The 21,768-nt window shown below is 43.0% G+C and carries 19 protein-coding genes and 1 other RNA gene; 7 read left to right on the top strand and 13 right to left on the bottom strand.

Annotated features, from left to right (window positions below):
• Positions 1 to 50: 50 nt before the first annotated feature.
• Entirely contained in the window at positions 51 to 2,039 is a 1,989-nt protein-coding gene (gene mobC / locus BLS28_RS14540; RefSeq protein ID WP_091168399.1) for a conjugal transfer protein MobC, read from the top strand.
• Between the two features lie 120 nt (positions 2,040 to 2,159).
• On the opposite strand, the gene BLS28_RS31575 is transcribed toward mobC, so the two are convergent.
• The 5 genes from BLS28_RS31575 to BLS28_RS14515 form a co-directional block, all read right to left on the bottom strand.
• A complete protein-coding gene (locus BLS28_RS31575; RefSeq protein ID WP_369596627.1) occupies positions 2,160 to 2,405 on the bottom strand; it encodes an ORF6N domain-containing protein in 246 nt (81 codons plus the stop codon).
• A 209-nt stretch (positions 2,406 to 2,614) separates the two neighbouring features.
• Positions 2,615 to 3,829 carry a site-specific integrase gene (locus BLS28_RS14530; RefSeq protein ID WP_091168394.1) on the bottom strand — a complete coding sequence of 405 codons (1,215 nt, stop codon included), beginning with the start codon at positions 3,827 to 3,829 and terminating at the stop codon, positions 2,615 to 2,617.
• A gap of 246 nt (positions 3,830 to 4,075) precedes the next feature.
• Positions 4,076 to 4,444, bottom strand: a transfer-messenger RNA (tmRNA) gene (gene ssrA / locus BLS28_RS14525).
• 127 nt (positions 4,445 to 4,571) lie between these two features.
• Positions 4,572 to 5,801 (bottom strand): pyridoxal phosphate-dependent aminotransferase, encoded by a 1,230-nt coding sequence (locus BLS28_RS14520; RefSeq protein WP_091168391.1) that lies wholly within the window; start codon positions 5,799 to 5,801, stop codon positions 4,572 to 4,574.
• Between the two features lie 135 nt (positions 5,802 to 5,936).
• The gene (locus BLS28_RS14515) at positions 5,937 to 6,335 is read right to left on the bottom strand and encodes a DUF1573 domain-containing protein (protein ID WP_091168388.1); all 399 of its coding nucleotides are present in this window, start codon (positions 6,333 to 6,335) and stop codon (positions 5,937 to 5,939) included.
• 136 nt (positions 6,336 to 6,471) lie between these two features.
• On the opposite strand from BLS28_RS14515, the gene BLS28_RS14510 reads away from it, so the two are divergent.
• The 3 genes from BLS28_RS14510 (at position 6,472) to BLS28_RS14500 (ending at position 10,570) form a co-directional block, all read left to right on the top strand.
• Positions 6,472 to 8,907, top strand: coding sequence for an alpha-ketoacid dehydrogenase subunit alpha/beta (locus BLS28_RS14510; RefSeq protein WP_091168384.1), 2,436 nt, complete (start codon positions 6,472 to 6,474; stop codon positions 8,905 to 8,907).
• A gap of 70 nt (positions 8,908 to 8,977) precedes the next feature.
• On the top strand, positions 8,978 to 9,556 hold the full coding sequence (locus BLS28_RS14505; protein WP_091168381.1) for a nitroreductase family protein: 579 nt from the start codon (positions 8,978 to 8,980) through the stop codon (positions 9,554 to 9,556).
• A gap of 222 nt (positions 9,557 to 9,778) precedes the next feature.
• Entirely contained in the window at positions 9,779 to 10,570 is a 792-nt protein-coding gene (locus tag BLS28_RS14500; RefSeq protein WP_091168379.1) for a murein L,D-transpeptidase catalytic domain family protein, read from the top strand.
• Positions 10,571 to 10,633: 63 nt separating this feature from the next.
• Here BLS28_RS14500 and BLS28_RS14495 read toward each other — a convergent pair whose 3' ends face one another.
• Positions 10,634 to 12,175: a L,D-transpeptidase scaffold domain-containing protein gene (locus BLS28_RS14495; RefSeq protein ID WP_256337426.1), complete on the bottom strand. Its 1,542-nt coding sequence runs from the start codon at positions 12,173 to 12,175 to the stop codon at positions 10,634 to 10,636.
• A 126-nt stretch (positions 12,176 to 12,301) separates the two neighbouring features.
• Between BLS28_RS14495 and BLS28_RS14490 the strand changes: the two genes are divergently transcribed.
• Positions 12,302 to 13,312 carry a glycosyl hydrolase gene (locus tag BLS28_RS14490; RefSeq protein WP_091168374.1) on the top strand — a complete coding sequence of 337 codons (1,011 nt, stop codon included), beginning with the start codon at positions 12,302 to 12,304 and terminating at the stop codon, positions 13,310 to 13,312.
• Positions 13,312 to 13,827 (top strand): DinB family protein, encoded by a 516-nt coding sequence (locus tag BLS28_RS14485; protein ID WP_091168371.1) that lies wholly within the window; start codon positions 13,312 to 13,314, stop codon positions 13,825 to 13,827. Before BLS28_RS14490 ends, BLS28_RS14485 begins: the two co-directional genes overlap by 1 nt.
• On the opposite strand, the gene BLS28_RS14480 is transcribed toward BLS28_RS14485, so the two are convergent.
• The 7 genes from BLS28_RS14480 to BLS28_RS14450 form a co-directional block, all read right to left on the bottom strand.
• On the bottom strand, positions 13,814 to 14,440 hold the full coding sequence (locus BLS28_RS14480; protein WP_091168367.1) for an HAD family hydrolase: 627 nt from the start codon (positions 14,438 to 14,440) through the stop codon (positions 13,814 to 13,816). The two genes, BLS28_RS14485 and BLS28_RS14480, sit on opposite strands and share 14 nt — an antisense overlap.
• Positions 14,441 to 14,449: 9 nt before the next feature.
• On the bottom strand, positions 14,450 to 15,682 hold the full coding sequence (locus BLS28_RS14475) for an MFS transporter (protein ID WP_091168364.1): 1,233 nt from the start codon (positions 15,680 to 15,682) through the stop codon (positions 14,450 to 14,452).
• A gap of 151 nt (positions 15,683 to 15,833) precedes the next feature.
• Positions 15,834 to 16,928, bottom strand: a complete 1,095-nt coding sequence (gene aroC / locus BLS28_RS14470) for a chorismate synthase (protein WP_091168359.1) — start codon at positions 16,926 to 16,928, stop codon at positions 15,834 to 15,836.
• Positions 16,929 to 17,132: 204 nt separating this feature from the next.
• The gene (gene aroA / locus BLS28_RS14465) at positions 17,133 to 18,449 is read right to left on the bottom strand and encodes a 3-phosphoshikimate 1-carboxyvinyltransferase (RefSeq protein WP_091168357.1); all 1,317 of its coding nucleotides are present in this window, start codon (positions 18,447 to 18,449) and stop codon (positions 17,133 to 17,135) included.
• Between the two features lie 8 nt (positions 18,450 to 18,457).
• Complete coding sequence (locus BLS28_RS14460) at positions 18,458 to 19,588, bottom strand: chorismate mutase (protein WP_090525833.1); 1,131 nt, start codon at positions 19,586 to 19,588, stop codon at positions 18,458 to 18,460.
• A gap of 90 nt (positions 19,589 to 19,678) precedes the next feature.
• On the bottom strand, positions 19,679 to 20,587 hold the full coding sequence (locus BLS28_RS14455) for a prephenate dehydratase (RefSeq protein ID WP_091168353.1): 909 nt from the start codon (positions 20,585 to 20,587) through the stop codon (positions 19,679 to 19,681).
• A gap of 236 nt (positions 20,588 to 20,823) precedes the next feature.
• Positions 20,824 to 21,384, bottom strand: coding sequence for a hypothetical protein (locus BLS28_RS14450; protein ID WP_091168350.1), 561 nt, complete (start codon positions 21,382 to 21,384; stop codon positions 20,824 to 20,826).
• Positions 21,385 to 21,523: 139 nt separating this feature from the next.
• Between BLS28_RS14450 and BLS28_RS31570 the strand changes: the two genes are divergently transcribed.
• Positions 21,524 to 21,768, top strand: a 245-nt coding sequence (locus BLS28_RS31570; protein WP_143020763.1) for a DUF4372 domain-containing protein, incomplete at its 3' end; no start/stop codon positions are given.

The following is a 21,768-nucleotide window of genomic DNA, read 5'->3' as shown; positions in this document are numbered from 1 at the left end:
ATGGATGATTTAGAAAAGCCTTCCCTTCCGGGGAGGGTTGGGAGGAGGTTATGCAAACGGGAGAGAATGATCAGGCGATGCGCCAGATCCTGGATATGACGCGGCTGATTGCGATTGTGCTGTTGGCCCTGCATGGTTATGTGGTTTGTTATGGTGCTTTTGCCGGCTGGGGGCTGACGACGCCGCTGGTGGATAGGTTGCTGGAGAACCTGGGACGAACGGGTTTGCTGGACGGGTTTAACCGGCCTAAGTTTTTTGCGCTGGTGTTCCTTGTGATCGCGCTGATCGGGGTGCAGGGGAAGAAGGATGAAAAGCAGACCTGGAAGACGGCGGCGCTTTATCTGGCGGTTGGGCTGGTGCTGTTTTTTGGGAGTGAGCTGGTTCTGCTGACCAGAGGTAATCTGCAGTTGCTGGCTGCTGGCTATATGGGGCTTTGCGGGCTGGGTTTCCTGCTGTTTTTGAGCGGCGGGACGATGCTCTCGCGGATCATCCGGGACAGGCTTTCGGGGGATATCTTTAACCGGGACAACGAGGCCTTTCCGCAGGAGGAGCGACTGCTGGAAAATGAGTTTTCGGTGAACCTGCCGACGCGTTACCGGTTGCGGGGGAAATGGCGGGTTGGCTGGCTGAATATTATCAATCCCTTCCGTTCGACGGCGGTGATCGGCAGTCCGGGGGCGGGTAAGAGTTATTTCCTGATCCGGCATTTTATTACGCAGCATATCCGCAAGGGCTTTGCGATGTTCGTGTATGATTTTAAGATGCCCGACCTCTCGGTCATCGCTTATAATACCTGGCTGAAACATAAAGATGCGTATAAGGTCGCACCGGATTTCTACAGTATCAATTTTGATGACCTGGCGCACAGTCATCGCTGTAACCCGCTGGACCCGTCGGCGATGCACGATATCACGGACGCGGTGGAATCTGCGCGGACGATCCTGCTGGGGCTGAACCGGGAATGGGTGAAGAAGCAGGGGGACTTCTTTGTGGAATCACCGATTAACTTTTTGACGGCGATTATCTGGTTTTTGCGGCGTTACCAGGGCGGCGAGTTTTGCACACTGCCGCATGTGATCGAGTTGATGCAGGCAGAATATGATAAGCTGTTTACGGTGTTGCACACGGAACAGGAGATCGATGTGCTGATCAACCCTTTTGTCAGCGCTTACCTGCGGGACGCGGTGGAGCAACTGGAGGGGCAGATCGCTTCGGCGAAGATCACGATGTCGCGTATCGCTTCGCCGCAGCTGTATTATATCTTGTCGGGTAACGAGTTTACGCTGGATATCAATGACCCGGCCAAGCCAAAGATCGTTTGTATGGGGAATAACCCGCAGAAAATACAGATCTATGGGGCGGTGTTGTCGCTTTTTGTGAACCGCTTGCTGAAGATCATCAACCAGAAAAACCGGTTGAAGTGCAGTTTAATTTTAGATGAGTACCCCAGCCTGGTGGCTGATGTGATCGCTACGATTGCGACCGGGCGAAGTAACCTGATCAGTACCTGTTTGGGGATACAGGATGCCAGTCAGTTGCGCAAGGAGTATGGCCGTGAAGCGGCCGATGTGATCATGAATATTGTCGGCAATATAGCCGTCGGCCAGGTAGCGGGTGATACGGCCAAAATGGTTTCGGAAAAGATCGGGCGCATCATGCAGGACAGGGAGAGTTTATCTATCAACAGGAGCGATACGTCGATCAGCCGGTCGAAGCAATTGGAGGCTGCGGTGCCGGCTTCAAGGATCTCGGCTTTGAGTTCGGGCGAGTTCGTCGGGTTGGTTGCGGATAACCCGGATGAGAAGATCGAACTGAAGGCTTTTCATTGCGAGATCGTCAACGATCATGAGGCCTTGAAAAAAGAGGCAGCTGCTTACCAGCCATTACCGGCTGTGCGGGTGATTAATACGGGTATTATTCAACGCAATTATTTGCAGATCAAACAGGATGTTAGGGAAATCATCGAAGAGGTATTTGAACAGTTATTGAACGATCCGGCAAAAACGCATTTGGTGATCAGGAGAAATAACAAAGTGTAATTGTAGCGTCTGTTCAATTACCCGTTCAACTTGAAACCGATTGGCTCCCATGGTTCATGCTGTGCTGTATCAATTGCTTTAACGCCTGAAAAATGGATTGAATATCATCATGATGAATGATCAACTTTTCAAGCTGTTCAAATTTAAGTAGGAGATCTCTGTGAGAAATAAACGTTCCCTGAATTTAAAAAATACCTCAATGATCTTAGTACTCATAGTAATGGCTTGCGTACTACTTAGCACGCTGGAAAGCATAAGTATACTATGTTCAGTAAAAACGTATGCGGCGTATCTCCTGCCAGCTCTTTTTGAGGTCGCAAATTGCGACCTCAAAATATCAAGTTCTTCATTAGTGAGACGGAACATAAATTCCGCAGGAAATCTAAGTGGATTTCTTTTGACCTGTTCAATCAATCGTTTTGTTTCCCACCATACATTTCAGCAATATCATTGTCTAACATAATCTTGTGTCCTTGGACGAGGTATATTTTTTCAGCAATTTCCTGATCGCCGGCATGAAGTCCTTTCATAAATGGTTGTTTATCGATATCAGAGTAGTATTTTCATTTGGATAACTATGATTGCAGTTTTTTTCTCAGCAAGCCCATATCTTCACCAACTTTTAAATCCAAGATCCTTGCGTAGTGTTGCGTTGTTTTGATGTTGGTATGTCCGAGCATTTTGGAAACACTTTCGATTGGGACACCATTCAGCAAAGTAACTGTAGTTGCGAAGGTATGCCTGGCAATATGAAACGTAAGATCCTTATTTATACCGCACAAATCAGCGATTTCTTTCAGGTAAGCATTCATTTTTTGATTGCTTAATATCGGCAGCAAACTATTTTCGCCTTCGCATTGAGGGTGGTTTTCATATTTGTCTATGACACCTAATGCGTAAGGCAAAAGTGGAATGCGTGAAGGAGTATCAGTTTTCTGACGGCTTGTAAATATCCACCGCTCACCATCAAATCCCTTGACGACCTCTGAGCGTTTAAGCGTTTGCACGTCGATATAAGCGAGGCCTGTATAACAACTAAATAAAAAAATGTCTCTAACCAGTTCTAATCGTACGCTGGAAAATTCCTTGTAAGCCATAATCTCCAATTCTTCCTTTGAAAGAAATGGGCGGTCGACTTTTTTGATTTTGATTTTATAATTAAGGAATGGATTAACGGTTATCCAGCCGCTTGCAAGGCAAATGCGGATAATTTTGCCGAAATTTTTAATGTATTTGAATGCAGAATTATTATTGCATTTTCTTTCAGAACGGAGATAGAATTCAAATTCGCTAATAAATCTGTGATCAATTTCTTTAACACGTATATCTTTGATCTTGTATTTCCACTGCATAAAGTCTTGTGTGTGTTTCAGCGTGGTTTCATACCGGGTAACTGTAGCAGGAGCAAATTCCTGGTTCACCAAAGCCGCAACTTTCCGGTTATGCTCTTTAAATACTTCAATCAGCATAATTGGCTTTTCGGTTTTACCGAGGAAGCGGTTTTTAATTTTTTCAGCAGTGAGTTCTTCCCCACAATCCTTTAAATAACGGATTGTGTCAGTAATCCTTAATTGGACTTCGTTGAGTTCTGTGTTTAGTTTACTAACGCCATCCGTTTTGCCCTTCGCCCTTTCTTCGCTTGGATTCCAGAACTTTGCCTCGATTTTCTGACCGGTTGCAAGTTCGGCACGCTGTCCATCGCAGGTGATCCGTACATAAACCGGGACTTTTTCTTCTTTTGCATTTGTTCTCTTTTTCAAGTAAAAGAGGATTGCCACATTTTTGATCATAAAAAGCTGTTAAAAAAGTTAAACAAATTTACCTTTACAGCATAATCCTCACAAGATGTTCACTTGGTGAACATGTTATATGTCAGTTAGTTACAAGTGTCCTGGTGAGCACTTGTTTTGAAAATGGGTGCTCACCAGAATGCTCACCAAAATGGGCATTCAAAAGTGAGCAAAAGGCACCAAAACAAAACAAAAAACCCCTCACACGTAGCGTATGAGGGGTTTTAGTGCTTTTTGATACTTACTTAGTGGAGCCGGAGGGATTCGAACCCTCGTCCAAACATGGTATAAGGTAAGCTTTCTACATGCTTAGCTTCTGTTTAATTGTAGTGAAGGGGAAGGTCAGCCGCTTACCTGTACCGTCTTCCTTAGGTGCTTTATCTTACCCGCTTATCACACCCTAAGCAGGCCAGTTTCATCTTTCGATGCCCCGGTTGCCGATCCGATGAAACGGAAAACCGGCGGGACAAAAGCTATGCTAATTCTAAATTAGGCAGCTAAGGCGTAGTTATTTTCGCCATTTGTAAGTTTGAGCGTTCAGATTAAAGCGCTAATTCACCCAACGCGCTGCATGCTTACCTACTTATCTCCATCCTGTCAATTCCGGTCGACCCCATTTTTTAGTTTGTATTAGCCGGTAGGCAGTTGCAGTAAAGCGGTTACAAATATACGGAAATAGTTTGCAGTTTTAAGCAGTGGTTTTCCATTTATAAATTAAGCGACTGCCTGCTACAACCGCCTGTTACAAACTGCCAACTGATAATTGCTCACTGCTAACCGTCCTGCCCGGATAAACTTTCAATGCTTCATCCAAACAAATCATCGCTTTTTCAAGCTCGTTGTTATTTAAAACGTATGCCATACGCACTTCATTGAGTCCCGCGCCCGGTGTGCTGTAAAAGCCGGTGGCAGGGGCCATCATCACGGTTTCGTTGTTGAGGCTGAAGCCTTCAAGCATCCATTGGCAAAACTTGTCGGCATTGTCAATAGGCAGTTTGGCAACCACATAAAAAGCCCCGCCGGGATTAGGGCAATAAACGCCATCCATTTTGTTTAATGCACTAACAAGTGTGTTACGCCTGCTGGTATATTCTTTATTTACAGCTTCAAAATACCTATCCGGAGTATCAACGGCAGCTTCGCCTGCAATTTGTTCTACCATGCCTGCGCTTAAACGGGCCTGGGCAAATTTTAAAGCTGTGGCACGCAACTCTTTATTTTTAGTGATCAGGCATCCTAACCGGGCACCGCACGCGCTATAGCGTTTGCTTACTGTATCCAGTATTACAACGTTTTCTTCAAGCCCATCCATGTGCATCGGTGATATAAATGAACGGCCATCATAGCAAAACTCGCGGTAAGCTTCGTCCGAAAACAGGTACAGGTCATGCTTTAAAACCAATTGCTTCAATGCTTCCATCTCTTCTTTTGAGTATAAATACCCGGTAGGGTTGTTAGGATTGCATATGATGATGGCCCTGGTTTTATGCGTTATTAGCTTTTCAAATTCGCTGATAGGAGGGAGCGCGAAACCATTATCAATGTATGACAATATAGGCTTAACCACAACATCGCCCTGGCTTGCAAATCCATTATAATTGGCATAAAAAGGTTCAGGGATGATCACTTCATCGCCCGAATCAAGGCAGGCCATCATGGCAATAGTAATTGCTTCTGAGCCTCCAGTGGTAACAATAATATCCTCGGGAGTAATATTATAATCCAGCTTGTTATAATATTCAGTAAGCTTTTTGCGATAGCTTAATGTACCTTCGCTCGGGGTATAAGCCCAAACCTTAAAATCAATATTTTTAATGGCATTCAGCATGCCTTCGGGTGTAGCAATATCGGGTTGGCCGATGTTGAGATGATACACCTTTTTTCCATCCTGCTTAGCTTTATCAGCGTAAGGTGTTAATTTTCTTATCGGTGATGCGGGCATCCGTTGCCCTTTTTCAGATATTTTTGGCATCCTGCAAAATTACTAAAAATCAAAATACTGTTTTGTAAAACCTTTGTAAACGAAAAAAGACCCGAAACCGGGTCTTTTAAATATTATTTTTAAATATCCCGGTTGATATACGGGATATTTAAAGCATGTAATCAGTTATTTGCTCGCCGCGGGTTTAGCTACTACTTCACCAACAATGTTCAAATATTTTTCGGGTGTTACTGCGTTTGATTTAACTACGATAGTTTTGTTAAACGGAGCAGCAGCAGCAGCATTGTAAGTGATCTTGATCATGCCTTTATCACCGCTTTTTACCGGTGTTTTAGTGTAATCGGCGATGGTGCAGCCGCAGGTTGGCCTTACTTCTGTTAAAATAAGCGGTTCTTTACCAATGTTGGTAAATTCAAACACAGTAGTAACGGGAGTGCCTTGTGGTATTTTACCAAAATCATGCTTTTCTTCGTTAAATTTAAACTCAGCTTTTCCGCTATCTTGTGCTGATGCGGTGAAGGCAAAGCCTAATATTACAGCGCAAATCATTAATATCTTTTTCATACGTTATATTTGATTATTACAAATATAAAAGGTTTAATGTAATTACAAAACTATTACTCAAACTCGGGGTTTTATCTGTTAGTTTGCTTAATACAGAATAGAATTTTATACTTTTACCGTCTAAACAAAATTTTATATGCCTGAAACTACAACACGCGCTACCAGTAAATTTAATACTGCCGAGCTCAGTTTTGATGATTTCAAGAAGATTGTTATTGATGATTACCGCATTGGTTATGAGAGCCGTCAGGCCAGTTTAATAGGCCGCAGGGAAGTGCTAACGGGCAAGGCAAAGTTCGGTATTTTCGGCGACGGTAAAGAGGTTGCGCAACTGGCGATGGCCAAGGCTTTCCGCGCCGGCGACTGGCGCGCGGGCTACTACCGCGATCAAACTTTTATGTTTGCTACGGGCATGAGCAATATGAAAGAGTTTTTTGCCCAGTTATATGCTAACCCCGATATTGAAAAAGATCCAGCCTCTGGTGGCAGACAAATGAACTGCCACTACGCTACGCGTTTTGTAAATACTGATGGCAGTTGGGTTAACCAGGCCGAAACAATGAACAGTTCGTCGGATATCTCAACCACTGCCGGACAAATCCCTCGCTTATTAGGTTTAGCTTACGCGTCAAAGCTATATCGCCAAAATAAAGAACTGGATTACCTGAAACAATTTTCGGTTAATGGTAATGAAGTTGCTTTTGGCAGCGTTGGTAACGGCGCTACATCCGAAGGTTCGTTTTTTGAAACTTTTAATGCAGGGGGGGTACTGCAGGTACCTATGGCCATCTCTATTTGGGATGACGCTTATGCTATTTCGGTGCCAGCGAACCTGCAAACCACCAAAGAAGATATTTCTGAAATATTAAAAGGCTTTCAGCGCGAAAACGGAAGCAACGGTTACGAGATCTTTAAAGTGCGTGGCTGGGATTATATAGCCCTTTGTGAAACTTACGAGCGTGCCATTAATATTTGCCGTGAGGAACATGTGCCTGTACTGATCCATGTTACCGAAATGACCCAACCACAGGGGCACTCAACTTCGGGCTCACATGAGCGATATAAAAGTAGGGAACGCCTTACCTGGGAAGATGAGCACGATTGTTTGTTAAAAATGCGCGAGTGGATGATTACATCGGCTATCTCGACCGAAATAGAACTGGAAGAGCTTGAAGCTGAAGCGAAAAGGTATGTACGCGAATGCCAGCGTGAGGCCGCTAATGAATTGGCAGTCGTAATAAAAAGCGAAATAGAAGAAGCTGCAGCATTGATCGAAGCCTTTGCCGAAACAGTACCGGGTAAAAAAGAAGCAATATCAGCATTATCAGTTGGTGTGCGCTCCAGTATTGATGCCGGGCGTCGCGAAATCTTTTCAGCCATCCGCAAAACATTACGGTTAACTACTACCGAAAATAATGTTGAACGCCAGCTTTTAACAGAATGGTTAAAAGTTGAGAAAGCAAAAAATACGGAACGTTATAACTCAAAGCTTTTTACCGGAACTCCTGAATCGCCTCTGTATGTTCCTGTTGTGCCCGCTATTTATAACGATGATGCAAAGTTATTGGACGGAAGAGAAGTATTGAACGCAGCTTTCGACGCTAATTTTGCGCGCGATAAAAGCATCGTTGCATTTGGCGAAGATTTGGGTGCGATAGGCGATGTTAACCAGGGTTTCGCCGGTTTACAGGCAAAATATGGCGAAATCCGCATTACAGATACGGGCATTCGCGAAACAAGTATCATAGGGCAGGGTATGGGCCTTGCTATGCGCGGCCTAAGGCCAATCGCAGAGATCCAGTACCTTGACTACCTGATCTATGCCATAACCATCATCAGTGATGATATAGCAAGTTTAAGTTACCGTACTATGGGCGGGCAAAAAGCTCCGCTTATTATCCGTACCCGGGGCCATCGTTTAGAAGGGATCTGGCATTCAGGTTCGCCAATGAGTGTTATTCTAGGGTCGATGCGCGGCTTTCATATTTGTGTGCCCCGTAACATGACCCAGGCAGCAGGTATGTACAATACGCTGTTAAGGGGGGATGAACCTGCGCTCGTAATAGAATGCCTGAACGGTTACCGCTTGAAGGAAAAGTTACCTGCCAATGTCGGCGAATTTACTGTACCGCTTGGTAAAGCCGAGGTTTTACGCGAAGGCAACGATATTACGGTTGTATCTTATGGTTCAACGCTGCGCATCGTGCAGGAAGCATCGGAAGAGCTTGCAGCAATGGGTATCAATATCGAAATTATCGATCCGCAAACTTTGTACCCTTTTGATACAGAGGGTATTTGTGCTGTTTCGTTAAAGAAAACCAGCAAGTTACTTGTAGTTGATGAGGATTTACCGGGAGCGGGTTCAGCTTATATCCTGCAAAAGATAATGGAAGGCCAAAATGGCTATTATGCACTTGATGCCCAGCCAAAAACGCTTACCGCAAAAGAACACAGACCGCCTTATGGTTCGGACGGTGATTATTTCAGCAAGCCTTCTGTTGATGATGTTGTTGAAACCGTTTACGCTATGATGAATGAGGCTAACCCTTCAAAATATCCCGCTATTTATTAATAACATAACTACAGGTTGTTGAAATCAGTGATTCATAATCCCGTTTTCAACAACTGCTTTTTATCTGTTTATGGACAATACTTTTTTAACAGTCGCCGAGAATATCAAAACCCGCCGTACCGTAAAACCAGCCATGATGAATGGTCATAAGGCTCCAAATGGTCATATCGCTGCACTTCTGGAACTTGCCGACTGGGCGCCGACACATGGTTTCACCGAACCCTGGCGCTTTATTGTTTATGAAAACCCCGATCAGTTTTGTGCCGAACATGCCGAAGTTTATAAACAGAGTGTATCTGCCGAAGAATTTAATGAGGCTGCATACAATAACCTGAAAACCCTTGGCAACAAAGTTTCGCATGTAATCATTACGATAATGCAGCGCGGCGATTTGCCTAAAATACCGCCGTTCGAGGAAGTTGCAGCTGTGTCGAGCGCTATTCAGAATATCCTTTTAGGTGCAACCGCCTTAAATATGGCCTCCTTCTGGAGTACCGGCGGTGCTATCTTGAAACCCACTTTTAAAGAATTTTTGAATTTGCGGGATGAAGATAATGTAATGGGCGTATTATATCTTGGTTATGCCGACCAGTATCCCGAAGGTAAACGCACTATTCCGCTTGAAAATAAAATTAAATGGGTTAAATAAATTTAATCTATAACCTTTCCTTTTTTCGCTCCGTATAAGAATTTAAAATATTGCTTATTTTTAAATTTATTTTCATTTTAGTAAATATATCATATTGCTAATTTGGATTTCAAGTTTTAAAGTATATTTTTGTATTAATCTGTTAATGGCAGGTTAACCTTTTATCCAAACCCTGTTACTATACCCTAATTAATTAAAATTAAATTAAACTCAGGCAAGCGTATGAGGAAACATTTTTTGTGGGTTACTATGGCGATCTTTTTCCTTTCGGCAACAATTTTAAGCTGGAGATCGGATGGTGCAAATAGATCAGTGAGTGTAAAGAAAAAAAATGTAGCGTTTACAACAAAGGAACTATTTGAGCAATACGTTAATAATTTATACGAGGCAGCGCGCCTTAAGGAGGCCGGTTTAGCTTTCAACGTATTTGAAAAAGCGGTTACTGGTTATACCAATTTAAAGCTTTCACATTTAGTACCTCAAAGCAGTGAGGTGCTTACCGTGGTTGATTTCTCCAAATCAAGCCGTGAAAAGCGTATGTGGATTATAAATTTGTTAAACAAGCAGTTGGTGCTCAATACATGGGTTGCACATGGATCAGGCAGCGGTCAGGAAATGGCAAATCATTTTTCGGATGCTAACGATTCACATGAAAGTAGTCTCGGATTTTATGTAACTGATAAGGTTTATAATGGTAAACATGGCCGTTCACTATACCTTGACGGTATGGATGAAGGCTTTAACGGGAATGCCCGTATGCGCAGCATTGTTGTACATGGCGCTAATTATGTTGGGCCGGCTGCTATCAATGAGCAGGGATATATCGGCAGAAGCTTTGGTTGCCCTGCTGTATCGCCGAAAGTGGTTAATAAAGTTATCAATACCATTGCCGGCAAAACCGTTTTATTTATTAATGGAAACGATGAGTCGTACTATTCAAAATACCTGGATGAAACGGGGCCGCTTAACTTAATGGCGAGCACCGATACGTCATTCAATTTTACAAAGTTTTAAATCCAACCCAACTATAAACCAAATCATGAAGCCCGGCTTACCGAAAAGTTTGCCGGGCTTTTTTTATTTGGCCAAAAAACTTTGCAGATGTGCGTAAAGCACTATATCTAAACCATAAACATCCGGGCGGTATTGAATGGTGCCATTATCATCTGCCCAGCAGGTTACATAGGTGATGTAAATAGGCGTTTTCTTTGGCAAGCCGATATTGGTAGGGTTCGGTTTATCTTCAACCATATCTTTCGAAATGGTATCGAGGTCTGCACCTTCTCCAAATAGGTTTTGTGCCAGGCCAAGCGGATCACCTAATCGTACACAGCCGTGACTTACTGCACGCATAGCATGCCTGAATGCTTCTTTATTAGGTGTATCGTGCAGGTAAACGCTGCTGCGGTTTTTAAACAGAAACTTTATTTTACCCAGCGAGTTGTCTTCTCCGGGGCGTTGTTTAAACTCGTATTCCAGATTGTCGGGCGTAACCTGCGACCAGTCGATAGTTTCCGGATCCTCAATCTTTTTACCGTCCTTAAAAACATCTATGTTTTTATTTGAGAGATAGTAACGGTCGTCGGCAGCCTCAACAATGATCTCTTTTGTTGCAATACTGCGGGGAATATTCCAAATAGGATTTACCTCAACGCTATGGATCAGGCTGTTCAGTATTGGCGTTTCTCGCGGAAAAGGTTTATCGGCTCTCGCTGTATCATCAAAATGTTCAAGCGTGTTTTGGTTTTTCATGTTTCGTCCCTGGCCTACACAAACTTTCATATTTAAAACCGATTTGCCATCTTCGATAACGTCGAGCCTGAAATCGGGGATGTTTACTATCACGTATTTGGGTTCGAAAGGTTTATTTCTCCAACGCAGCCGCTCCAGGCTAACCAATAAGTAGCGTTTGCTCTCCTCGCGGGAAAGGCCTTCGATAGTTACACTGTCCCTGTATGCTTTTTGCAACGCTAAATATTGAGGGCTTTTGGGTTGGATACTGTCAAGTAATGTCTTAAAGTCTGCTCGGTTTAAAGTGGCAAGCATCGTTGTGCTATCGGGCCGGCGGGTGGCCATAAAATATCTCGAGTAGATCTTTTTAGGATTGATCACACCGTATTGCAGGGCATTGGAATATTTTATTAATGCGCCCGCTGTTAACACCTCAAGTTTGGCAACAGTTTCATAGGCTTCATCAATTGTTTTTATCGCCTTTTTGTCTTTAAGTTTGGCTACAAGTGCTTTGATCTCTGCCGATGGATACATAGTTGGATCGAGGCCGTGTTCATTGATCTTATCAAGATATTCTGGTAAAGCTTCGAGATCGCCATTGTTCAAGTGGTTTATAACTAAGAGCGGCTGGTATTCGTTCTTTTTGAAAAACGATTCGATAGCCAGCGGATTGGCAGTCTTAGACCGGTATTTTGTGAATACTCTTTTAAAAACAGGGATGTATCCTTCAGTATCGGCCTTTTTAAAAATTTCATTTTGTGTGATCCTGAACATATCTTCAGCAATCATTTCATGCTTTTTCTTGCAGCTTTGTAATACAGCAGGCAAAACCAAACACGTGGAAAGTATAATCGGGATAAAGTGTTTCCTAAAGGGAATAGGTATCATATAGACGAAAGATAGTTAAATATTGCTTATGAATAGCAATAGCCATACCATAAACGGCCGTGCTTTTTATTTATTTTTGAACAAAGCCTGTTATCTCCTTTAACCCGAATAGCCAGTTTAATTAAAATGAAAAAACTATTCCCGCTTACTTTAATCATATCATTGCCTTTCATGGCATTAGCACAAAGTTTTAAACCAGTAAATAAAGAAGCGTCGCCTGAGGTAAATAAATTGCTTAGCTTCCTTTATAGTATAAAAGGCAAACATATTTTATCGGGTCAACAAAATTATAACAGCGATCGTGACGTTTTTTCAGACAGTGCCAAGGCAATTACAGGACAATATCCTGCCGTTTGGGGCTCAGATTTCATGCTTTGGGGAGACAAAGACCTGGGGCAGGACCTTGTAAACGAAGCTAAGCAAAAATGGCAGGATGGCTATCTGGTAACACTCATGTGGCACCAGGGGCGCCCTTTAGATAACCCGCCATATGATTGGAAGCAAAGCATTCAGGGCAAAATAACTGATGCCCAATGGAAAGAGTTAATTACACCCAATACCGATCTGAATAAAAAATGGCTTGCCCAAATTGACGTGGTAGCCGGTTACCTGAAACAGCTCAGGGATGCCTATGTGCCTGTTTTGTGGCGGCCTTACCATGAAATGAACGGCGTATGGTTTTGGTGGGGAAACAAAAAAGGGAACGACGGGATCATCAAGCTTTGGAAAATGATGTACGATCGGTATACCAATTATCATCATTTAAATAATCTGATTTGGGTATGGGGCCCAAACGGTTTGCGCGACCTTCCATTAGATGAAGCGTATGACTATAAAGACTTTTATCCGGGTGCCGATTACGTAGACATTTTAGGTGCTGATATCTATCATTTCGATTATGAACAACGGGATTATAACGATTTGCTAAAGGTTGCTAATGGCAAGATCATTGCGCTTACAGAAACCGGCGAACTTCCAAAACCCGAAATTCTGGCAGCCCAACCCGAATGGGCCTGGTTTATGGTTTGGACGAGCTGGCTTTGGACTGATAATACACATGAGCGCGTAAGAGCCATTTATGGTCTGCCTCAAACGTTGAATCATGAACAAGTGAAAACCATGTTAAATAAAAACTAATGTCTACTCAAAAATTACCTGAAGTTTGGCTTCGCGGGCCACTGGATGACATGTCGGCCCTGCTTCAGCCTGTTGCCCATGCTCTTTTGCAGGCAAGAGAGGAGCTTAATGAATTGATGGCCGATTTTCCGGAAAAGCTGCTGTGGCAAAAGCTTGCCGGCATGGCATCGCCGGGTTTTCATTTACAACACCTCACTGGGGTACTTAGCCGGCTTTTTACCTATGCAAAAAGAGAGGGGCTTAGCGCGGCACAACTGAATTATCTTGCAGCCGAAGGTAAACCTGGTGAACGTGAAATTACCGTTGTTGATTTGATAAAAGCGTTTAATATCCAGGTTGATAACGCTATCGATCAACTCAAAGCTACCGACGAGACCATATTAACCGAATGGCGAGGAGTAGGCCGGGGGCAATTACCATCTACAGTTATCGGCTTGTACACGCATTCGGCTGAGCATACCATGCGCCATCTTGGGCAGCTTTTGGTTACGGTAAAGGTGCTTAAGCAACAATAGCGGCCGCGTCTTTAAGATTTTGTGAGCGATAGGTTACCTGGGCGTTTGGATGTTTATTTTCGGGATCGTATAGAAAAGTATCGATACCCAATTCGCTTGCAGCTTTTATTTCAGATTCGGGATCGTCACCAATAATGAGTACGTCTCGCGTTTTATAATCGTATTTCTCTAATATTGACGCGAAAATATCTTTCTTGGTTAGGGGCGAAAGTTCAGGGTCAACAATGTGGATGGCTTCAAAATCTGCTTCAATGTTCAGCATTTTAACTTTGCTCCATTGCAGTTTGGTAAAACCTGTGGTAACCAAAAATTTGGTGACCTCTGCTTCGCGGATCTGTTTATAATCATCAAAAGGCTGCATCGGCCGGTTGTACTCGATGTTATTTAATAGTTCGAGCCCTTTGTTTTTAACGAGTTCGCTGAATTGATATTTGTCTGCCACCTTTTGATAGGGAATCCTCTTTAAATCCTCCTTTGCTTTATTGATATGCTCGATACCCTCGCCGGCAATATGCTGATCAAGAAAGTTGAACAGTTCATTAAACAAATGATCGGCAATGGAACTTACAGGGTATATGGTATTATCAAGATCTAATATGATGGCTTTTTTCATGATAGCAAATTAAGGTAAAACAGGCACACGTTTAGTGGTATGTATTGAACGTTTCATGATCAAATAGCCGAAGGCCACAATCAGGCAGACACCGCCAAGTAGCCACCACAAAAGCTCAAACCCTCCGTAGGCGATAACCTGGCTGCCCAAAAATGGAGCAATGATTTGTGCGCCGGCCCATGACATGCTGTATAATGCAGCATACTCACCTCGGTTGCGTACATTTGAACGGCTTATCCAAAACGTGTTCATAAATGGCATGGAAAGCATTTCACCCAAAGTTATCATGCAGACAATTAATATGGCTACCAAAGGCACATGCGGCATCAGATTAAGCAAAACAAAACCGGCTCCGGTAACCAGGATGCCCGAGATAATATAGGTTAGGGCATGGCGTTTGCCTTCAAGCCAGTTAATCAATATCATTTCAATCAAAACGATAAGTATCCCGTTTAAAGCCAGCAGGAAACCGATAAAACGCTCATTAAAATGCCATTGTATTTTATAAAATACAGGCTGCATAATAAAGAACTGGAAAAAACAAGTTGCGAACAGGGTAGCCAATAAGATAAACAGCAGGTAAACCCCGTCTTTATAAGCCGATGAAAATACTTCATCAAAACCGGCCACTGCTTCTTTAATGGTTTTGGCTACTTTTGAACGGGGCATCAAAGTAAGCAACAGTATGCCTGCTGCTATATTGGTACAACCATCTACCCAAAAAAGTAAATGATAATTTATAGCCGCCAATAATCCCCCTAACCCGCCGCCAAAGGCCCAGCCTAAGTTTGTAGCTAACCGGTTAAGCGAGTAGGAGCGCGTTTTGTTTTCTTCAGTACTGTAGTGCGCTATAGCAGTTGAGTTTGCGGGCCGGAACGATTCATTGCAGATGCTTAAAACTAACGTGAAGATAGCCATGCTGATGAAACTTGTTTGGTAACCCAGTACCAGGAAAAGCAAGCCACCGGTAAGTAATGCACCCACCTGTAAATCATAAAAGCCTATTTTATTGATCAGCTTACCGCCAATAAAGCCGCCGGATACAGCACCCACGCCAAAAATTGCCATGATATATCCAGACTGTTCAATGGTAAAATGCAGTTGCCTGATGGTATAAATGGTCATGAAAGGTACAACCATGGTACCGCTGCGGTTAATAAGCATTACGATGCTCAGGTACCAGCTGTTTTTTGAAAGTCCGCTATAGGCTTGTTTGTATAATTGGATAATTGAGGTAAGCATGGCTTTACAAAGGTAGGTTATTGGGCTGAAAGCTTAAAGCAGAAAGCCAAAAGCAAAAGAAGCTTGGTGAAAATAAAAGGCCGAAAACTCAAATGTTCTCAGTGGAACGCTTTAAGCTTTCGGCTTTTTGCTTTCGGCTAACTGAGCGCTTTTAGCTTAAACGGGCGTTTCTGTTCCTCAACCAATGATCGGCCAAAACGAGGGCTGCCATAGCTTCAACAATAGGTACGGCGCGCGGAACCACGCAAGGATCGTGACGGCCTTTGCCTGATATTTCGGCAGCATTTCCCTGGCTGTCGATAGTTGCCTGGTTTTTCATTATGGTGGCTACGGGTTTAAAGGCTACCTTAAATTCGATAGGCATGCCATTGCTGATGCCTCCCTGGATTCCGCCCGAAAAATTGGTAATGGTTTGTATATCACCCAGATGTGATTTTACAAAGATGTCGTTATGCTCAGACCCGCGCATTTCGCTACCTTCAAAGCCTGAACCAAACTCAAAACCGTGAACGGCGTTGATGCTTAGCATCGCTTTGCCTAAATCGGCATGCAATTTATCAAACACAGGGTCGCCAAGGCCAACCGGGCAGTTTTTTACATAGCAGCTGATTTTGCCACCAACTGTATCTCCATCTTTTCGCACACTATCAATAAATTCGATCATCTCTTCCGCAGTGGCCGGATCGGCACAGCGTACAATATTTTTTTCGCGCTCTGCAATAAACTCAATCGGATCGTTTATAAATACATTTGGTGCATTGATCTTACCTACGCTGCTTACATGGGCAACAATTTCTATACCCAGTGTTTTAAGTAGCAGTTTAGCCAAAGCGCCGGCAGCAACACGGGCCGCAGTTTCACGGGCAGAGGAACGGCCACCACCGCGATGGTCGCGGATGCCATATTTAGCTTCGTAGGTATAGTCTGCATGCGATGGACGGAAAACATCCACATTGTGGCTATAATCTTTCGAACGCTGATCTTCATTGGGGATCAGCATAGCAATAGGGGTACCCGTAGTTTTATCTTCAAATACACCTGAAAGGATTCTTACCGTGTCGCTTTCTTTACGTTGGGTAGTGATCTTTGACTGGCCTGGTTTGCGTTTATCCAGTTCGCCCTGGATGTAATCAAGATCAACCTGTAAGCCGGCCGGGCATCCGTCAATAATTACACCGATGGCCTCGCCATGTGATTCGCCAAAAGTTGTTATCCTGAATAATTGCCCGAATGAATTGCCTGCCATAGTTTTAGATATGAGATGTTAGATATGAGATATGAGAAAATCTTATCCGGATATCTTTAATTGGTTGTTTTATAATCGTCATTTTGCAATCCAGACTTACGAAGTTTTAAAACTTCGTAAGTCTAACCTCGCCTGGGATTACTTCGTACCCCGTAGTGACGCGTTTTTTGTTTGTTTTTTGCTTTAGGCTTTTTGCCTTCAGCTTTAAGCTTCCTTCTCTACTACTTCAAACCCCTGTTTTTCCAGATCGTTCCAGAAAGCGGGATATGATTTTTCAACTACCGGTCCGTTCTCAAATTCCATTTGAGGAAGAATGAGAGCGAGCGGCGCAAAAGCCATTGCCATGCGGTGATCGTGATATGTGTTGATGAAGACAGTTTCGGGGATAAATTTCCCGCTGCAATCAAGCGTGTAAACTTCATCTTTTTCAATCAGCTTAACACCCATTTTGCCAAGTTCTGTTTGCAGGGCCAGGATGCGGTCGGTTTCTTTGATCTTTAAAGTTTCAAGGCCGGTAAAAGATGCTTCATGATTAAGCGCTGCGCAAACAACAATTACTGTTTGTGCCAGGTCGGGGCATTCTTTCAGGTCAAACTCACGGCGGGAGATAGGTTTGTTCTCTTTTTTTAGATGAACGCCACCATCCCTGAACTGCGAAGTAATACCAAAGTTAGCCATGATCTCGGTGATCACGCTGTCGCCCTGTAAGCTATATGGTGTTAAACCAGTTAAAAATAGCTCGGCCTCATCAGCAAGTGCTGCAATAGCGTACCAATATGAGGCAGCGCTCCAGTCCGGTTCAACGTACAATGATGTTGTCGTGAATTCCTGATTTGAAATTGCAATAACATTACCTTCCCAAGTGTGCTTGATACCAGAAGTTTCAAGCATAGCCAGGGTCATTTCAACATAAGGACGTGAAGTTAACTTGCCTTCAATATGCAATTCCAGGCCCAAAGGCAGGGCTGGGGCAATAAGTAACAAAGCAGTAATGTACTGGCTGCTGATATTGCCTTTGATACTGATTTGACCGGTTTGTTGTTTAAAGCCGCCTTTTAATTTGATAGGAGGATAGCCATCATTCTCTTCATAATCAATATTGGCGCCCAGCTCGCGTAATGCATCAACCAGTATACCTATTGGCCGTTCCTTCATGCGTTTACTACCGGTTAAGATCACTTCATCTTCCTGTATAGCATAGTAAGCCGTCAAAAAACGCATAGCCGTACCCGCCGGACCGATGTCTACGATTTCGGATTTGCAATTTTCGATTTCGGAATTATCAGGAGAAGCGTTTCCTGCCAGAACCTCCTGGCTCTTGGCTCTTGACTCTTGGTTCTCCCTTAAAATACCTGCCAGTAAAACAGCGTCAGCGGCGTCAGATACGTTTTCAACTCTTACTTTACCTTTGCTTAACGCTTCGATGACCAGGGCGCGGTTACACTCACTTTTTGAACCGGTGAGGTTAACCGTGCCGTTAATGAACTTGTTGTTTCTTTTCAGAATGATGTTATGCATCATTTAAAATATTAGGCGTGTGTAAGTTTTTCTGCTGCCTGGCCCTGAGCGGCGTCGGCGTTCATTACTTCTGTTTGCCTGCGGATAGATTCGTTGTGAACTAATTCAAGCAATTTTTCAGTAAACTCGGCGCTTAATTTTAATGCTTTACCGTAAGTTGTACGTTTTTGAAGGATCTCATCCCAACGGCCAACCTGTAAAATAGTAATGTTATTATCTTTTTTGTACTGACCGATTTTTTCGGCAATCTGCATACGCTCAGCAATTTTCTGGATTACCAAGTCGTCTATCTTGTCGATTTGATTACGTAGTTCAGCCAGTTTATCGTTTACTTCAGAATTTCTAACTTCCGCTTTACGCAAAGTTAAGTGGTCAATGATATCGGCAAGAGCAGCTGGAGTAACCTGTTGTTTAGCATCTGTCCAGGCTACGCTTGGGTCGATATGTGATTCGATCATTAAGCCCTGCATATCAAGATCTAAAGCTTTTTGTGAAACATAACCGATTAGATCGCGATTACCTGAAATATGGCTCGGGTCATTAATAAGAGGCAGTTCAGGGGCCAGGGTTTTTAAGGCGATAGCAACATCCCACATCGGTTCATTACGGAAAGCTGATTTTTCATAAGATGAGAAACCACGATGAATGGCAGCCAATTTGGTGATACCTGCATTGTTGATCCGCTCTAATGCGCCAACCCATAATGAAAGATCAGGATTTACTGGGTTTTTAACCATTACAGGCACATCAACACCTTTTAAAGCATCAGCAATTTCCTGAACGGTGAAAGGGTTAGCTGTTGAACGTGCACCTACCCAAAGGATATCAACACCCGCTTTTAAAGCTTCTTCAACGTGTTTTGCAGTAGCAACCTCAACAGCAGTTGGCAAGCCTGTTTCTTCTTTGGCGCGTTTTAACCACTCCAAACCAATGCTGCCAATACCTTCAAACTCACCCGGACGGGTACGTGGTTTCCAAATACCTGCACGCAAAGCTGAGATTTTACCTGTTTGGGCTAATAAATGAGCTGTAGCTACTAATTGTTCTTCTGTTTCAGCGCTGCAAGGGCCTGAAATAACCAAAGGTTCCTTACCTGTTTTAATCCAGGTGTTAAGCGGCTGTATGTTTAAATTTAGTTTCATCGTTTTTTTGTTTGTCCGGTGGTAGCCGGGAGTGTTAGTTGATAATTTAAATTATTTAGTTTTTTGGGTTCTGTTTGCCGATTGTCTTTATTATACACTACGCCTGATATTGATATACTTGCGGATGCTCCGTTCGGCCCGGCGAGGTTTTGGGCTCACCGCATGCTCATCATCGTGCCTTTCGTACTCGCCAAGGATATTGAAGTTATGGGTGTACTTAAGGATCTGCCTTATGGAAGCGTCATATTGTTTTTGCTCCTCCCATTCTATATCTACATAAAAATTGTACTCGTTGCGCTTGCCCAAAATTGGCATCGACTGGATTTTGCTCATATTTACGCCTTCTTCGGCAAAAATATTAAGCACTTTAGCCAATGCACCAACTTTGTTACTTACCTGGAAGCATAAAGAAGCTTTGTTAGCCGGTTTCTTTTCGATATTATCATGATGGGTAAGGATCAGAAAACGAGTGAAGTTTCTTTTGTTCGATTCGATGCGACGCTCCAAAACATCCAGGCCGTAAAGTTTCGCGGCTAAGGAATTTGCAATAGCAACCGTATCTGTTAGTTGCTCATCTCTGATGCGTTTAGCACAGGCCGCGGTATCACTGCTCTCCACAATTTTGAGGTGTGGATATTCGTCAAAAAAATCAACACACTGGCGTAAGGCAATGGGGTGGGAGGTTACATATTTAATATCCTCGAATTTTACCCCGGGCAAAGCCATCAGGTGCAGCTGGATGGGCAGGTAAATTTCACCAACTACGGGAAAGCCATAATCAAGCAGCAAGGTATAGTTTGGCAGGATGCTGCCGGCAATGCTGTTTTCGATAGCCATTACCACATAATCGGCCTCACGGTTTTTTAAACTTTCAAACGTTTGTTTGAAAGAGTTGCATTCAATGGTCTCGGTGTTTTCGCCGAAGTATTTCAATGCAGCTTCTTCGTGAAAAGAGGCCCGGATACCCTGAATTGCAACTTTTGGTTGTTCTATTTTCATAAACCTGCTTAAAGCAAAAAGTCCCGGCTGGTAGGCCGGGACTTTTTAGTTTCTTTATATGTTTGTTTTGTACATATTAGTCCCGGCTCTCACTGGTAAAGTAAAAGTAGTAGCCAAAAAAATATGCACCTGTTAATTTCATTTGTTGTTTCTTTATTACGACGTAAATGTACGGTAAAAAAAGAGTTTGTCAATAGAAAATTTTATTTTTTGTAAAAAATAATAGGTCAACCAAATTAAATTCTGTTAAAATTGGATTTTGATTCACCGAAGAACCTCGTTTTTACGATAAAAGTAATTTTAACGCCTGATTTTTCCGGAAATTTCTGAAGAAGATCGGCATCGCTAATTAACATGGTGGGTTTTATAACCTCTCCGTTTTTAAATCTTATTTCTACATCAGCCGTATTACGACTTTGTTTATGAATTATCTCTTCAATGTCAGTCTTGTAATAAGTCATGATATGTTGTTCCAGAGCTTGTCCAAAAAAATCCTTTACCAGATTACAAGCTTCTTCAACATTAGGTGCATGATATTCATACAAGTGATTATCTATATCAAGATAATAAACACAAAACTTGCTGTTAAAGTAAAGTCCTAATTTTAGATAATTCAAATCATTATCCTGAATAGTTACTGATGGGCCGGTTAACTGAATATCAGTTAATGCACGCTCGGCATCCCAGGGGAAATCCTTAATGAGTTGGATGGTGTCATCGAGGTTGCGATATTCTTCATCTGAGTACTCGCCTTTTTTGTAAGTATTATGCTGTAGTTTGGATATTAATTGTAACATGGTTTAGTGCGACACAAAAGTGTCACGCCAAATATAATGCACTGTTGTCCGGTAAAGATTTTTTAGGGAAAAAGGAAGGGATAGCCGAAAGACTACCCCTTTGTGTTGATATTTGAGTTACCACACTTAAATACACAACATGAGCAAAAGTACTTTTTTTACCGGACAGCCGGTCCTGAATCAGTTATTAGGTTTAATAGATCGTAATAATGTTCGATCATTAGCAAGACGTGGGGATCACGATCTCTACTACCGTTACTTTGATACCTATACACATCTTGTAACGATGCTTTACTGCGTTTTTAACAGATGCACCAGCAGCAGAGAAGTAATCAGCGGCATGAAAGCAAGCCTGCATAAGCTTCATCATATCGGTATAAGTAA

Origin of the sequence: Mucilaginibacter gossypii, assembly GCF_900100945.1 — a bacterium.
Taxonomy (GTDB): Bacteria; Bacteroidota; Bacteroidia; order Sphingobacteriales; family Sphingobacteriaceae; genus Mucilaginibacter; species Mucilaginibacter gossypii.
This window is presented reverse-complemented; position numbering and strand designations above follow the sequence as displayed.